Annotated in this window: 12 protein-coding genes; all 12 read left to right on the top strand. The window is 68.0% G+C overall.

Annotated elements, in window-relative coordinates:
• The first annotated feature begins 27 nt into the window (after positions 1-27).
• The 12 genes from MEU52_RS09480 (at position 28) to MEU52_RS09425 (ending at position 14,501) form a co-directional block, all read left to right on the top strand.
• The gene (locus MEU52_RS09480) at positions 28-1,800 is read left to right on the top strand and encodes a sensor histidine kinase (RefSeq protein WP_238121038.1); all 1,773 of its coding nucleotides are present in this window, start codon (positions 28-30) and stop codon (positions 1,798-1,800) included.
• On the top strand, positions 1,797-3,152 hold the full coding sequence (locus tag MEU52_RS09475; RefSeq protein WP_238121037.1) for a sigma-54-dependent transcriptional regulator: 1,356 nt from the start codon (positions 1,797-1,799) through the stop codon (positions 3,150-3,152). The genes MEU52_RS09480 and MEU52_RS09475 overlap by 4 nt, the downstream gene beginning before the upstream one ends.
• 192 nt (positions 3,153-3,344) lie before the next feature.
• Positions 3,345-4,676, top strand: coding sequence for an ABC transporter substrate-binding protein (locus MEU52_RS09470; RefSeq protein ID WP_238121036.1), 1,332 nt, complete (start codon positions 3,345-3,347; stop codon positions 4,674-4,676).
• 28 nt (positions 4,677-4,704) lie between these two features.
• Positions 4,705-6,015: an ABC transporter substrate-binding protein gene (locus MEU52_RS09465; RefSeq protein WP_238121035.1), complete on the top strand. Its 1,311-nt coding sequence runs from the start codon at positions 4,705-4,707 to the stop codon at positions 6,013-6,015.
• Positions 6,016-6,103: 88 nt separating this feature from the next.
• Entirely contained in the window at positions 6,104-7,003 is a 900-nt protein-coding gene (locus MEU52_RS09460) for a branched-chain amino acid ABC transporter permease (RefSeq protein WP_238121034.1), read from the top strand.
• Position 7,004: 1 nt separating this feature from the next.
• Positions 7,005-7,997 (top strand): branched-chain amino acid ABC transporter permease, encoded by a 993-nt coding sequence (locus MEU52_RS09455; RefSeq protein ID WP_238121033.1) that lies wholly within the window; start codon positions 7,005-7,007, stop codon positions 7,995-7,997.
• Positions 7,994-8,791: an ABC transporter ATP-binding protein gene (locus tag MEU52_RS09450; protein ID WP_238121032.1), complete on the top strand. Its 798-nt coding sequence runs from the start codon at positions 7,994-7,996 to the stop codon at positions 8,789-8,791. Before MEU52_RS09455 ends, MEU52_RS09450 begins: the two co-directional genes overlap by 4 nt.
• On the top strand, positions 8,788-9,432 hold the full coding sequence (locus MEU52_RS09445) for a branched-chain amino acid ABC transporter ATP-binding protein (RefSeq protein ID WP_238121031.1): 645 nt from the start codon (positions 8,788-8,790) through the stop codon (positions 9,430-9,432). Before MEU52_RS09450 ends, MEU52_RS09445 begins: the two co-directional genes overlap by 4 nt.
• Positions 9,433-9,491: 59 nt before the next feature.
• Positions 9,492-10,649, top strand: coding sequence for an iron-containing alcohol dehydrogenase (locus tag MEU52_RS09440; RefSeq protein ID WP_238121030.1), 1,158 nt, complete (start codon positions 9,492-9,494; stop codon positions 10,647-10,649).
• 64 nt (positions 10,650-10,713) lie between these two features.
• The gene (locus MEU52_RS09435; protein ID WP_238121029.1) at positions 10,714-12,180 is read left to right on the top strand and encodes an NAD-dependent succinate-semialdehyde dehydrogenase; all 1,467 of its coding nucleotides are present in this window, start codon (positions 10,714-10,716) and stop codon (positions 12,178-12,180) included.
• Between the two features lie 50 nt (positions 12,181-12,230).
• The gene (locus MEU52_RS09430) at positions 12,231-13,385 is read left to right on the top strand and encodes an iron-containing alcohol dehydrogenase (RefSeq protein ID WP_238121028.1); all 1,155 of its coding nucleotides are present in this window, start codon (positions 12,231-12,233) and stop codon (positions 13,383-13,385) included.
• A 189-nt stretch (positions 13,386-13,574) separates the two neighbouring features.
• Positions 13,575-14,501, top strand: a complete 927-nt coding sequence (locus MEU52_RS09425) for a 3-keto-5-aminohexanoate cleavage protein (RefSeq protein WP_238121027.1) — start codon at positions 13,575-13,577, stop codon at positions 14,499-14,501.
• Positions 14,502-14,603: the final 102 nt, after the last annotated feature.

Below are 14,603 nucleotides of genomic sequence, written 5' to 3'. Positions count from 1 at the left end.
CCAGCCGACAAACCCGACCCGATCCCAATGCCCGCAGTCCCCCCCGCCGGCGGTGCCCGCCGCCTGAGCGCCCGGCTGCGCGACCGCAGCTTCGGCCTCACCAGCGTGGTCGGGCGCTATGTGGTGGTCACCGTTTCCATTCTCGCCATCGCCCTGGTCAGCGTCGGCGCGCTCTATGATCGCTTCACCAAGGAGCTGGAAACCACCCTGGTGGGCGAGCGCCAGTCGGCCCAGGAAGCGGCCACCGCCAACCGCATGGTGGCCTTTCTGGAGACCATGCAATACCAGCTCGCCAAGATCTCCAATTATCCTGGCCTCAGCGCCTTCCTGGCCGATCCGGAAGCGCCCGGCACCGCCGACATCGCCGCCCTGCTGCGGCTCGAGGCCGATGTTCCCGACCTGTATGGCCTGCTGTTCTTCGATGCGGCCGGACATCTCAAATATGCCATCGCCGGCCAGGCGGCATCGGGCCCGCCCTATTGGACCACGGCCGGATGGAGCACCGAAGGGCTGCCGGTGGTGCAGAAGGACGGGGTGGACATCATCGGCCCCGCCTTGCCCCAGCCGGGGCGCGCCGGCTGGATGCTGCTGCGCCGCCCCATGCGCGACAGCGGCCCCGGCCCGGCCGGCAGCGTCGCCCTGCACGTGCGCCTTGCCTCCATGACCGAGCAGCTGGAGAAATCCAATGCCGGCGGCATTCCCCGCATGCTGCTCGCCACCCCCGCCGGGGTCATCCTCGACCCCACCGGCCGGCCCATCGCCGATGCCACCGCGCTGGCGCCGGGGCCGGACGTGCTGCCGGGATGGCGCCTGATGCGCGACACCCGCTCACCGGAGGTGGTGTCCTCGCTGCGCTCGGCGCGCGGCTGGCTCTATGCCGGCGGCGCGCTGATCATGATGGTGGTGGTCGCGCTGTTCGTGCACCTGGGCCTGCGCATGCGCCGGCGGGTGGACATGCTGGTGGAAGGCGCTCACGCGGTGGCCAGCGGCAACCTCACTTACCGCCTGCCGCTGACCCGCCAGGCCGATGAGATCAACGCCTTGTCCTCCGCCTTCAACACCATGGCGGAGCGCCTGAAAGACATTATCGACCGCACCGTGCGCACCGAGAAGATGGCGGTTCTGGGCGAGTTCGCCACCGGCGTCGCCCATGAGGTCCGCAATCCGCTCGCCACCATGAAGACCACGGTGCAGACCCTCAGCCGCGACGAGCCCGATGATGACCGGCGCGAGCTGCTGCTGGATCTTGAAACCGAGGTGGACCGGCTGAACCGGGTGGTGAACGACCTGCTCACCTACGGCCGGCCGCACCCCGCGGCGCGGCGGAACCTGGCGGTGCGCGAGCTGCTGCGCCGCACCGCCGCGCTGCTGAAGCCGGTGGCCTCGGAACGCAACGTGCACCTCGCCTCCACCGGGGATTCCAGCGCCAGCCTGCTGGCCGACGAGGACCATATGCAGCAGATCCTGGTCAATCTGGGCCTCAATGCCCTGCAGGCGTGCGGCCCGGGCGGCACCGTCACCTTCCGCTCGCGGCGCGAGGGGGCCCGCACGGTGATCGAGATCAGCGACGATGGACACGGCATCGCGCCCGAGGACCTCGCCCATGTGCGCGATCCCTTCTTCACCACCAAGGCCACCGGCTCGGGCCTCGGCCTCACCATCAGCCAGCAGATGGTGGAAGCCAACGACGGCAGCATGCACATCGACAGCACCCGCGGGGTGGGGACTCTGATCAGCCTGAGCTTTCCGGCCTCGGACCCCAGCCACGAGGGACCCTCGGCAGGAGCGCCACACCCATGACCCCGGCATCGATCCTGGTGGTGGACGACGAAGCGCCGTTCGTGCGCTCGCTGGTCTATGCACTGAAGAAGGAGGGCTTCAAGCCCACCGGCGTCAATGGCTGCGCCGCCGCCCTTGAGGCCCTGAAGGCCCAGGACATCGACCTTGCCCTGGTGGATCTGCGCATGCCCGAGGTGGATGGCATGGAAACCCTGGCGCGGCTGCAGGCGATGATGCCCGAGCTGCCCATCATCATGATCTCGGCCCATGGCGACACCCGCGCCGCGGTGCAGGCGGTGAAGGCCGGGGCGGTGGACTATCTGACCAAGCCGTTCGAGCTCGATGAGCTGCTGCACTGCATCCGCCAGGCCCTCGACCGGCAGCGCATGCATGACGAGATCGAGTATCACCGCAGCCGGGAGCTCTCCACCTCCAGCCTCATCGGCGCCAGCCGCGCCATGGCGGCGCTGCGCGAGGCGGTGGAGCGGGTCGCCGGCAGCGGCACCTCCCGCATTCTGGTGCATGGCGAATCCGGAACCGGCAAGGCGCTGGTGGCGCGCGCCATCCATGCCGGCTCCCGCCGGGCCGAGCAGCCGTTCGTGGAAGTCAATTGCGCGGCGCTGCCCGAGCAGTTGATCGAGGCGGAGCTGTTCGGCGCCGAGAAGGGGGCCTACACCGGCGCCCATCAGAAGCGGGTGGGCCTCGTCGCCCTGGCCGAAGGCGGCACCCTGTTCCTCGACGAGATCGGCGAGGTGCCGCTGCAATTGCAAGCCAAGCTGCTGCATTTCCTGGAAGACGGCACCTATCGCCCGGTCGGCGCCGCCGGCATCCACGTGGGTGATGTGCGGGTGGTGGCGGCCACCAACCGCGACCTGGCCGCGCTGGTGGCCGAAGGCCGCTTCCGCGAGGATCTCTATTACCGCCTCAACGTCATCAACGTGGCCGTGCCGGCGCTGCGCGAGCGCGCCGGCGACGTGCTGATCCTCGCCGATCATTTCGCCGGCCACTATGCCAAGCAGGAGGGGTGCGCCCGCATCCGTCTCACCCCCGATGCGGCGGCCCTGCTGGAAGCCCACCCCTGGCCCGGCAACGTGCGGGAACTGAAAAACCTCATCGAACGCCTCACCATCCTCTATCCCGGCGAGGCGGTGGCCCCCGACCGGCTGCCCCAGGAACTGCGGGGCGGCACCCCGGCCCCGGCCACCAGCGCGGCGGCGGTGAAGGCCAGCATTGGCGACCATCTCGACGAGACCGAACGCACCCTGCTGCTGGAGGCCCTGAGCCGGGCCAGCGGCCACAAGGGGCGCGCGGCGGAAACCCTCGGCATCTCCCGCCACGCCCTCAAGCGCCGGCTGCAGCGCCTCGGCCTGTGAGCGGCCAGGTTGAGCGCCTTGCGCTCACCCGGACCGCTCATCTGAGCGGATACCGCTCACCCGGTATACATCGCCATTCACCGAAACGCTTGATTCATCAATGACCTGCTAGATCGGTTCCTGCTGGCACGGCTCTTGCGGTTTCCCTCCCAAAATAAAATGCGAGCGAGCGCTCGTCTGGGAGGATTGGCCGTGAACACCTGCAAAGGGCTTGGCATATGGAAGCGTGCGGCCGTCGCCGCCGCGCTCCTGCTCGCCACCACGTTCGCGGCGAAGGCTGAACGCATCGTGCTCGGCGCCACCGCCGACGAAGCGGATGCCGTGGTCGGCTGCCTCTATCCCATGGCCGGGCGCGCCGCCATCTATGGCGCCGACAGCGTCCAGGGCATCCGCCTCGCGCTGCAGGACATCGCCGAAGGGCGCATCACCGGCCATCCCGGGCCGCGGCTGCGGGTGGTGCTCGACGACGATCTCTCCAAGGCGTCCTACGGGCTGCGGCTGGCCGAGGACTTCATCGACAAGGACCACGCCAACTTCCTGTGCGGCATGGTCTCCTCGGGCGTCGCCCATGTGGTGAGCGACCTCGCCAAGCGCCGCTCGGTGATCCTGGTGGGCACGGATCACGCCTCCTCGCGCCTGAGCATCGAGGCCGGCCATCCCCATTATTTCCGGGTCAGCAACGACAGCTGGACCTCCAACGCCGCCGGCGCACGCTACCTGCGCGACATCCGCGCCAAGCAGCCCTGGCGGCGTATCGCCATCCTCAATCCCGACTACGATTACGGCCACGTCTCCCGCGACGACCTGCTGGCCGCCATGGATGGCCTCGGGCTCGATTATGAGGTGGTGGCCGAGCTGTGGCCCAAGCTCTATGAGCCGGACTATTCCGCTTATATCCAGGCCCTGAAGGACGCCAAGCCCGACATCGTGGTGACCGCGCTGTGGGGCGGTGATTTCCTGGCCTTCCTCAAGCAGGCCCAGGCGGTGGATCTGTTCTCGCAGATGCGGATCGCCAATTTCGACACCGGGGCCAATTACGACGTTCTGGTGCAATTGGGCGCCAACCCGCCGCCCGGCCTCATCCTTTCCGCCCGCCACCACAACAATTGGCCTGAGACCCCGGCCAACCGGCGCTTCGTGGAGGCCTTCCACGCCATGACCGGCCGCTACCCCACCTATGCGGCGGAAGGCGCCTATAGCGGCATCGTCGCCATCGCCAAGGCGGTCGACAAGGTGGGCAACGCCACCGACGACAAAGCCCTCATCACGGCGCTGGAGAACATGTCCCTCGCCCTGCCGGAGGACCCGGAGGGCTTCGCCTCCACCATCGATCCGGTCACCCACCAGATCCTGCAGGCCCAGGCGGTGGGCACCCCCGTGCCCAACGACCAGTTCCCACCCGCCAAGGTGATGCTCGGCAACATCCACGCCTACAGCGCCGAGGACCTGCGCCCGCCGCCCGAGCTGGTGCGCAAGCGCCGCGCCGCCGCCCGCCATCCGGCCGATGCCGTGCCGGTTCAGTGACAACCAAGTTGACAAGGGAGAACCTCAAGTGAAAACCAACACCATCAAGCGCCAACTCGCCGCTGGCGTCGCCGCTCTCGCATTGGGCGCCATGGCGACCGCCGCGAACGCCGCCGACAACGGCAAGTATCGCGTCGGCATCGTCACCTTCCTGTCGGGCCCGGCCGCCGGTCCGTTCGGTATTCCCTCCGCCAACGCCGCCAAGGTGATCGTGGACGGCCTCAACAAGGGCGCCCTGCCCGCCCCCTACAACACCAAGGGCATCAACGGCGCCGAGATCGAGGCGGTGGTGATCGACGAGGCCGGCGGCGCCACCAAGCAGGTGGAAGAGTTCCGCAACCTGGTGCAGCGCCAGAAGGTGGATGCCGTGGTCGGCTACATCTCCTCCGGCGACTGCCTCGCCATCGCCCCGGTGGCGGAGGAGCTGAAGGCGCTCACCGTGTTCTATGATTGCGGCACCTCGCGCCTGTTCACCGACAACACCAAGCCCACCTACACCTTCCGCACCGGCCTCGACGCCGCCGTCGACAACATCGGCGCGGTCCGCTACCTCGCCGCCACCAAGCCGGACGTCACCAAGATCGCCGGCATCCAGCAGAATTATGCCTGGGGCCAGGATTCCTGGACCGACTTCACCGAAAGCCTCGCCAAGCTGATGCCCAAGGCGAAGGTGGTGGAAAGCCAGATGCCAAAGGTGTTCCAGGGCCAGTACGGCGCCGAGATCTCGGCCCTTTCCGTGAAGCGCCCGCAGGTGGTGCACTCCTCCTTCTGGGGCGGCGACATGGAAGCCTTCGTGCTGCAGGCCAACGCCCGCGGCCTCTTGGATGACGCGGTGGCCCTGCTCACCTGCGGCGAATCCGCCCTCGACCGCTTCAAGGACCAGGCCCCCAACGGCACCATCATCGGCGCCCGCGGCCCGTTCGGCGCCTTCGCGCCCGACAATGAGCTGAACACCTGGTTCGTGAAGGCCTATACCGATGCCTACGGCATGGCTCCCACCTATCCGGCCACCAAGATGGCCCATGCCATCCTCGGCCTGAAGGCCGCGGCGGAGAAGGCCGGCGGCAACAACGGCTCCGTGCCCACCGCCGAGGCCACCGCCGCCGCCTTCAAGGGCGCCACCTTCGAGTCCGTCTCCGGCACCGCCAAGATGGCGCGCGCCGATGGCCACCAGGCGGTGCAGCCCATCTCCTACGGCACCTACAAGTATGATCCGAAGACCGGCAAGGCCTCCATCGAGAACATCATCACCTTCTCGGGCGAGTGCGTGACCCCGCCGGACGGCACCACCTCCGACGCCTGGATCAAGGCCGGCTTCCCCGGCGCCGTCTGCAACTGATCCTCAACCGACCGGCCTTCCGGAGGGACCGGCATCAAGCTGCCGGCCCCTCCGGCCCCCCGTTCGCCCCAATGACGGAACCGCTCCCATGCTGAGCTTCATCGCCGTGCTGATCGACGGCACCATCTATGCCTCCTGGCTGTTCCTGGTCGCCGCGGGCCTGACCGTGATCTACGGCGTCATGCGGATCCTCAACATGGCCCATGGCAGCTTCTACGCCATCGGCGCCTATGCGGCCGCTTCCGCCATCGGCTGGTATTTCTCGGACGGCACCGGCTCAGCCGGCATGAGCTTCCTGCTGCTCATCGGCTGCGCCATCGCCGCCGGCCTGGTGGTGGGCACGCTGGTGGAGCGCGGCCTGCTCCGCTTCATGTACGGGCGCGACGAAATCCTGATGGTGATCATCACCTACGCGCTGCTGCTCATCCTCGAAGACGCCATGAAGCTGATCTGGGGCGTCAATCCCTATTTCGCCTACCAGCCCTATACGGCGCTGGGCCGCTCCACCATCGCCGGGCTCAAGGTCTCCAATTACGACCTCGCCCTGATCGGCGTGGCGGTGGTGGTGGGCCTCGCCCTGTGGGGCTGGCTGGAGCGCACCAACCTCGGCAAGATCCTGCGCGCGGTGATCCATGACCGCGAGGTGGCGAGCGCCATGGGCGTGAACGTGCGCCGCATGTTCTTCCTCACCTTCATCATCGGCACCACCCTCGGCACCCTGGCCGGCGCGCTCACCGCGCCCTCCATCTCGGTGGTGCCGGGCATCGGCGTGGAAGTCATCGTGCTCGCCTTCGCCGTGGTGGTGGTGGGCGGCCTCGGCTCCATCGAGGGGGCCGCCGTCGGCGCCCTGCTCTTGGGCCTGTCGCGCGCCATGGCGGTGCATTTCGCGCCGCAGTTCGAGCTGTTCGTCATTTACGGCGTCATGTCCCTGGTGCTGGCCATCCGGCCCCAGGGCCTGTTCGGCCGCACTCTGGCACGGAAGATCTGAGATGCGCCTCGACAAGACTGAACTCGCGCTGGTCGGCCTCGCGGTCCTCCTGCTCCTGGGCGGCATGGTCGCCCCCGGCTGGCTCATCTTCCTGGTCACCATCGCCCTCGCCAAGGCGCTGGTGGTGCAGGGCGTGGTGATGCAGATGAAGGCCGGCCTCGTCTCCTTCGGGCAGGGCCTGTTCTATTGCGTCGGCGGCTATGCGGTCGGCATGGGCGGCCCGTTCCTCGGCATTTCCGCTGGGCTGGTGCTGCTGGCCATCGGCGTGGTGGCGGCGGTCGGGCTCGCCATGGTGCTGGGCCTGCTGCTGACGCGCTATCGCGAAATCTTCTTCGCCATGCTGTCCCTGGCCTTCTCCATGATCCTCTACGGGGTGCTGGTGAAGAGCCAGGAGCTGGGCTCCACCGACGGCTTCAACGTCAACAACTGGACCCTGCTGGGCCAGACCATCGCCGGCGGCGAGACCGCCACCCACGTGGTGTTCCTGCTCACCGTCGTGGCGGCGGCGGTGGTGGCCTTCCTGCTCCACCGCTACTACCGCTCCTCGGTGGGCATGACCTGCGAGGCCATCCGCGAGAACGAGGTCCGGGTGGAATATCTCGGCCTGTCGCCGCGCTGGATCCAGTATGCGAACTACGTGGCCGCGGCGGGCGTCTCCGCCCTCGGCGGCGGCCTCACGGCGCTTGCCGCCGGCCATGTGGACCCCGACATGGCCTATTGGACCACCTCGGGCGAGTTCATCTTCATCGCCCTGCTGGGCGGCACCGGCAGCGTGCTGGCGCCGTTCCTCGCCGCCATCGTGTTCTCGCTGGTGCGCACCTATGCCATCGAGTTCGTGCCCCACGCCTGGCAGATGATCCTGGGCTTCACCCTGCTCGGCATCGTGGTGTTCCTGCCCAAGGGCCTGTGGAGCCTGTTCACCCGCCATCGGCCGGAGGCGCCCGTCGTCCCCGCCGCCCCCCAGAAGACCAGCACCGGAGGCGCCGGCGCATGACACCGATCCTCGAAACCCGCGGGCTGAACAAGACGTTCGGCGCCGTCACCGCCGCCAAGGACCTCAACGTCAGGATCAACAAGGGCGAGATCGTCGGCGTTATCGGCGCCAACGGGGCGGGCAAGACCACCTTCATCAACATGGTGACGGGCTATCTGCCGCCCACCTCGGGCGAGATCCTGATGGATGGCAAGGCCATCCTGGGCCTTGCGCCGCGGGCCATCACCCGCGCCGGCCTCGCCCGCTCGTTCCAGGTGGCGCAGCTGTTCCCGGAGCTCACCGTTCTGGACAATCTCGTCATTGCCCTGGCGGCGGCGGAAAGCCCCCATCCCTCGTTCCTGAAGCCGCTGCGCACCAAGGCGCGGGTGGCCAAGGCCGAGGAGATCCTGGCCGAGTTCAAGGTGGCGGCCTATCGCGACGCCCGGGTCACCGCCGTGCCCCAGGGCTCGCGCAAGCTGATCGACATCGCCATGGCGATGATCGGCAACCCGAAGATGCTGCTGCTCGACGAGCCCACCTCCGGCGTCAGCGTCGACGAGAAGGGCGACCTGATGGACACGGTGATGGCGGCGGTACGCCACCATGGCCTCACCGTGCTGTTCGTGGAACACGACATGGATGTGGTGCGCCGCTACGTGTCGCGTATTCTGGCGTTCTACAGCGGCGAGATCATCGCCGACGGCCCGCCGGATGCGGTGCTCGCCGATGAGCGGGTGCGTGAGCTGGTCACGGGCCATTCAGATCACAAGCCCGCGGCCAACGCGGGCGCGCGGGAGGGGAGTTCGGTCGCATGACCTTGTCCATCGCCAATCTCGACGTCTCCATCGCCGGCATTCCCATTCTGCGCGGGGTTTCCATGGAGGTGCCCTCCGGCAGCATGGTGGGCCTGATCGGCCGCAATGGCGCCGGCAAGACCACCCTCATCCGCTCCATCATGGGGCTCACCGCCATCTCCGGCTCCATCGCCTTCGACGGCACATCCATCAGCGACAAGGAAGCCCACTGCCGGGCCGCCCTCGGCATCAGCTATCTGCCCGAGGATCGCCGGCTCATCCCGACCCTGACGGTGGAGGAGAACATCCTCATGCCGGCCTGGGCCAACAAATTGAAGGATGCGCCCGAACGGCTGGAGTGGATCTATTCCCTGATGCCGGAGATTGCCCAGTATCGCGATCGCAAGGCCCTGCAGCTCTCCGGCGGCCAGCAGAAGCTGGTGGCGCTCGGCCGCGCCCTCATGCCGGGCCGGCGGCTGCTGCTGCTCGATGAGCCGTTCGAGGGCGTCGCCCCGGTGCTGTCGCGCCGGCTCACGGAAGTGATCGCCCAGCTGCGCAGCCAGGGCCTGTGCGTGCTGCTGTCGGAATCCGACGCCACCCATTCCTCCGACCTGGTGGATCAGGTGTTCCATATCGAGCGGGGCGTGGTCACGGCCCACTAAGGACCGCCCCCACCGCCCCTTCACGCGCTTGCCCACGGTGCTTGCCCACGGTGCTGACCATGACCCAGAACTTCACGTTTGAAACCACGCCCTATGTCATCCAGCAGATCGGCGGCGCCACCCGCCTGCCGGCGCTGTGTGCCGAGCTCGGCGCCGCCCGGCCCATGATCGTCACCGACGCGGGCCTGATGACATTCGGCGTCCTCACCCCGGTGCTGGAGGCCTTCGCCGCCGCCGGCCAGAAGGTGGAGGTGTTCACCGACGTCCAGGCCGACCCGCCGGAAACCGTGGTGCTCGCCACCGTGGAAGCCGCCCGCGCGGCCGGCGCCGATGCCATCATCGGCATCGGCGGCGGCAGTTCCATGGATACGGCCAAGCTGGTGGCCCTGCTGCTCGGCGCGCCGCAGAACCTACCGGAGATCTACGGCATCGGCCTCGCCCATGGGCCGCGCCTGCCGCTGATCCAGGTGCCCACCACCGCCGGCACCGGATCGGAAGTGACGCCCATTTCCATCGTCACCACGCCAACCCATGAGAAGAAGGGGGTGGTGAGCCCCCTGCTCTATCCCGACATCGCGGTGCTGGATGCGAGCCTCACCGTGGGCCTGCCGCCGGCGGTGACCGCCGCCACCGGCATCGACGCCATGGTGCACGCCATCGAGGCCTACACCAGCAAGCACAAGAAAAACGCCGTTTCCGACGCCCTCGCCCTCAAGGCCCTGCGGCTGCTCACCGCCAACATGGATCGGGTGATCGCCGACGGGACCGATGTGGAGGCCCGCGCGGCCATGCTGCAGGGCTCCATGATGGCTGGCATGTCCTTCGCCAATGCCCCGGTCGCCGCCGTGCACGCCCTCGCCTATCCGCTCGGCGGCCATTTCCATGTGCCGCACGGCCTCAGCAACGCCTTGGTGCTGACCCCGGTGCTGCACTTCAACAAGCCCGAGGCGGCCGCGCTTTATGCGGAGCTGGCCGAGGTGGTGCTGCCGGGCCGTCGCTTCGCCAGCGTGGAGGCCGGGGCCGATGCCTTCATCGGCTTCATGCAGGAGATGGTGGCCCGCATGCCCTTCGCCCAGCGCCTCACGCAGGTGGGGGTGACGGAAGCCGACCTTCAGCGCCTCGCCGTGGACGCTATGAAGGTGGAGCGGCTGCTCATGAACAACCCGCGGGTCGTCACCCTCGACGACGCCTTCGCGATCTATCAGTCGGTGCTGTGAGCGGCGCCGCTCAGCTCCGTTTCGAGGCTTGACCCAAAAGGTTTGACCCAAAAGGCTTGACCCCATGTCGCTTCCCACTTTGACCGATGCCGCTCTGCTGCGGGACAAGGCCTATATCAACGGCGCCTGGACCTCCGCCGACAGCGGCGCCAGCTTCACCGTGACCGATCCGGCCGATGGCACGGCGCTGGCCAGCGTGCCCGACATGGGCGCGGAAGAGACCCGTCGCGCCATTGCCGCCGCCGACCGGGCACTGCCCGCCTGGCGCGCCAAGACCGCCAAGGAGCGCGCCAACATCCTGCGCAAGTGGTACGAGCTGATCATGGCCGCCCAGGAGGACCTAGCGCGGATCATGACCGCCGAGCAGGGCAAGCCGCTGGCGGAAGCCCGCGGCGAGGTGGCCTATGGGGCCTCGTTCATCGAGTGGTTTGCCGAAGAGGGCAAGCGCATCTATGGCGATGTGATCCCGAGCCATGGCGCCGACAAGCGCATCGTCGTCATCAAGCAGCCCATCGGCGTGGTGGCGGCCATCACCCCCTGGAACTTCCCCAACGCCATGATCACCCGCAAGGTGGCCCCGGCGCTGGCCGCCGGCTGCACCGCCGTGGTGAAGCCGGGCGAGGACACCCCCCTGTCGGCGCTGGCGCTGGCGGAGCTGGCGGAGCGGGCCGGCATTCCCGCCGGCGTGTTCAATGTGGTCACCACCCTGCAGGCGGCGGCGGTGGGCGGCGAGATGACCGCCAACCCCACCGTGCGCAAGCTCTCCTTCACCGGCTCCACCCCCATCGGCAAGCTGCTGATGGCCCAGTGCGCCGGCACCGTGAAGAAAGTGAGCCTGGAGCTGGGCGGCAACGCCCCCTTCATCGTGTTCGATGATGCCGACCTCGACGCGGCGGTGGCCGGCGCCATGATGTCCAAGTATCGCAACGCCGGGCAGACCTGCGTGTGCGCCAACCGGCTGATGGTGCAGGCCGGCGTCTATGACGCCTTCGCCGCCAAGCTGGCGGAGGCGGTGCGGGCCATGAAGGTGGGGTCCGGCTTCGAGGCCGGCGTCACCACCGGCCCGCTCATCAACGCCAAGGGCTTTTCCAAGGTGGACCGGCTGGTGAAGGACGCGGTGGCCAAGGGCGCCAAGGTGCTGGTGGGCGGCGAGCCCCACGCGCTGGGCGGCAATTTCTACGAGCCCACCGTGCTCACCGACGTGGGCGAGGAGATGGAGCTGTTCTCCGAGGAGATCTTCGGCCCGGTGGCGCCCCTGTTCAAGTTCGAGACCGAGGACGAGGCCATCCGCATGGCCAACGCCACCCAATACGGCCTCGCCGGCTATTTCTACGCCCGCGACATCGGCCGCATCTGGCGGGTGGCGGAGGCCTTGGAATACGGCATCCTCGGCATCAACGAAGGCATCATCTCCACCGAGGTGGCCCCGTTCGGCGGCATCAAGGAATCCGGAGTCGGCCGCGAGGGCTCGAAGTACGGCATCGATGACTTCGTCGAGATCAAATACATGTGCATGGGCGGCATTCGCTGATTTTGCGCCCCGCACACGCACGACATAACGACAAACATTGGAAGAGTGCCATGGACTATACGTTCAGAAGCGTGCGCACCATTGTGTGTGAAGCCGGCGGCCTCACCCGCCTCGGCGGCCTGATGAAGCCCCTCGGCTCCACCCGGGTGCTCATCGTGTGCGATCCCGGTATCGTCACCCTGGGCTTTGCCGACATCGCCAAGGCCTCCCTCGCCGAAGCCGGCATCGCCGTGGACGTGTTCTCCGACGTCGCCGCAGATCCGCCGGTGGCCGTGGTGCTGGATGCGGTGGCCCGCGCCAAGGCGTTCGCGGCCGATGGTGTGATCGGCATCGGCGGCGGCTCGTCCCTCGACACCGCCAAGCTGGTGGCGCTGATGATCAACTCCGATCAGCCCATCGCCGAAATGTACGGCACCAACCTTGCCACCGGCACCCGCGCCCCGCTGATCCAGGTACCCACCACCGCCGGCACCGGCTCGGAAGTCACCTGGGTGTCGGTGGTGACCGATGCGGAAGGGCGCAAGAAGGCCATCTACGCCCCGCAGCTGCTGCCCGACGTGGCGCTGCTGGACCCCAACCTCACCCTGGGCCTGCCGCCGCGCATCACCGCCGCCACCGGCCTCGACGCCATGGTGCACGCCATCGAGGCCTTCACCAGCCGCACCTCCAAGAACCTCCTGGCCGATGCGCTGGCGGTGAAGGCGCTGCAGCTCCTGTCCGCCAACATCCGCACCGCCGTCACCGACGGCAAGAATGTGGAGGCGCGCGCCGCCATGCTGCAGGGCTCACTGCTGGCCGGCATGGCGTTCGTCAACGCCTCGGTGGCGGCCATCCATGCCATGGCCTATCCGCTGGGCGCCCGCTATCACGTGCCCCATGGCCACTCCAACGCCATCGTGATGGCGCAGATCATGCGCTTCAACCTGCCGGTGGCCGCCCCCCTCTATGCCGAGCTCGCCCGCCAGACCCTGCCGGGCCGCAGCTTCGGCTCCGATCTGGAGGCGGCCGAGGCGCTGGTGGCCGATATCGAGGCGCTGGTGCCCTCCATGGGCCTGGAGATCCGCATGCGCGACCTCGGCGTGCCCCACGATGCCATCCCCTCCATGGCCGAGGAAGTGGACGTGGGCATTCGCCGGCTGATCGCCTGCAACCCGCGGGACATGACCCGCGCCGACATCGAGGGCATCTACGAAAGCGTCTACTGACGCCTCCTCGCGCCCGCTCGACGCGGCCCCCGCAGGCACCGCCCGCGGGGGCTTTTTTGTGCCTCCGCATCGCTTGGACAAACGAACAAGCGCTTGATACAGATATTATCTGGAGCTTCGCAGCAGCCGACCGTCCCGGTGAAGGGCGGCGATGCCGGGGAGCGGGGGAACGCCACGCGAGGAGCCTTCATGTCCAAGGTCATCATCACCTGCGCCGTCACCGGCGGCATCCACACTCCCACCATGTCGGACCACCTGCCGGTAACTCCCGACGAGATCGCCGCCGAAGCCATCGCCGCCGCCGAGGCGGGCGCTGCCATCCTCCACCTGCATGCCCGCGACCCCAAGGACGGCCGGCCGACGCCCGACCCCGCGGTGTTCATGCAGTTTTTGCCGCGCATCAAGCAGGCCACCGACGCGGTCTTGAACATCACCACCGGCGGCGGGCTCAACATGAGCGTGGAGGAGCGCCTGGCGGCGCCCCTCAAGATCGCGCCCGAGATGTGCTCGCTGAACATGGGCTCCATGAACTTCGCCCTTTATCCTTTGGCGAAGCGCTACGACCAGTGGAAGCACGCGTGGGAAAAGCCCTATCTGGAGGGCACCAAGGACTTCATCTTCCGCAATACCTTCTCCGATATCGAGCGGATCTACCGGCTTCTGGGCGAGGGCCACGGCACCAAGTTCGAGCATGAATGCTACGATGTGAGCCACCTCTACAATCTTGCCCATTGCCTCGATCAGGGCTGGTTCAAGCCGCCGGTGTTCCTGCAGTTCATCTTCGGCATTCTGGGTGGCATCGGCGCGGATCCGGAAAACCTCATGTTCATGAAGCGCACCGCCGACAAGCTGTTCGGCTCCGATTATCAGTGGTCCGTGCTGGCCGCCGGGCGCCACCAGATGCCGTTCGCCACCCAGGGCGCCATGCTGGGCGGCAACGTGCGCGTGGGGCTGGAGGACAGCCTGTTCATCGGCCGCGGCAAGCTCGCCGAGAGCAACGCCCAGCAGGTGCGCAAGATCCGCACCCTGGTGGAGGAGCTGGGCTACGAGATCGCCACCCCTGACGAAGCCCGCGCCCTGCTGCACCTGAAGGGCGGCGACACGGTCGGCTTCTGATCCGCAGAGGCGCTGCCGGTTCAGCGCCCGTTCATCGGCGCCGCAGCAGAAAAACAGACGCCGCGCCCCACAGCACCGGCGCGGCGTCCCATCACCTGCCCG

Origin of the sequence: Xanthobacter sp. NM-25 (genome assembly GCF_022138605.1) — a bacterium.
Classification (GTDB): domain Bacteria; phylum Pseudomonadota; class Alphaproteobacteria; order Rhizobiales; family Xanthobacteraceae; genus Xanthobacter.
The sequence above is the reverse complement of the archived record's forward strand: the minus strand, read 5'-3'. Positions and strand labels throughout refer to the sequence as shown.

Bases quoted from the DNA above. Each gene is read 5' to 3' on its own strand.
- MEU52_RS09480 (WP_238121038.1), top strand. From the start codon at position 28: ATGCCCGCAGTCCCCCCCGCCGGCGGTGCCCGCCGCCTGAGCGCCCGG.
- MEU52_RS09475 (WP_238121037.1), top strand. From the start codon at position 1,797: ATGACCCCGGCATCGATCCTGGTGGTGGACGACGAAGCGCCGTTCGTG.
- MEU52_RS09460 (WP_238121034.1), top strand. From the start codon at position 6,104: ATGCTGAGCTTCATCGCCGTGCTGATCGACGGCACCATCTATGCCTCC.
- MEU52_RS09455 (WP_238121033.1), top strand. From the start codon at position 7,005: ATGCGCCTCGACAAGACTGAACTCGCGCTGGTCGGCCTCGCGGTCCTC.
- MEU52_RS09450 (WP_238121032.1), top strand. From the start codon at position 7,994: ATGACACCGATCCTCGAAACCCGCGGGCTGAACAAGACGTTCGGCGCC.
- MEU52_RS09445 (WP_238121031.1), top strand. From the start codon at position 8,788: ATGACCTTGTCCATCGCCAATCTCGACGTCTCCATCGCCGGCATTCCC.
- MEU52_RS09440 (WP_238121030.1), top strand. From the start codon at position 9,492: ATGACCCAGAACTTCACGTTTGAAACCACGCCCTATGTCATCCAGCAG.
- MEU52_RS09435 (WP_238121029.1), top strand. From the start codon at position 10,714: ATGTCGCTTCCCACTTTGACCGATGCCGCTCTGCTGCGGGACAAGGCC.
- MEU52_RS09430 (WP_238121028.1), top strand. From the start codon at position 12,231: ATGGACTATACGTTCAGAAGCGTGCGCACCATTGTGTGTGAAGCCGGC.
- MEU52_RS09425 (WP_238121027.1), top strand. From the start codon at position 13,575: ATGTCCAAGGTCATCATCACCTGCGCCGTCACCGGCGGCATCCACACT.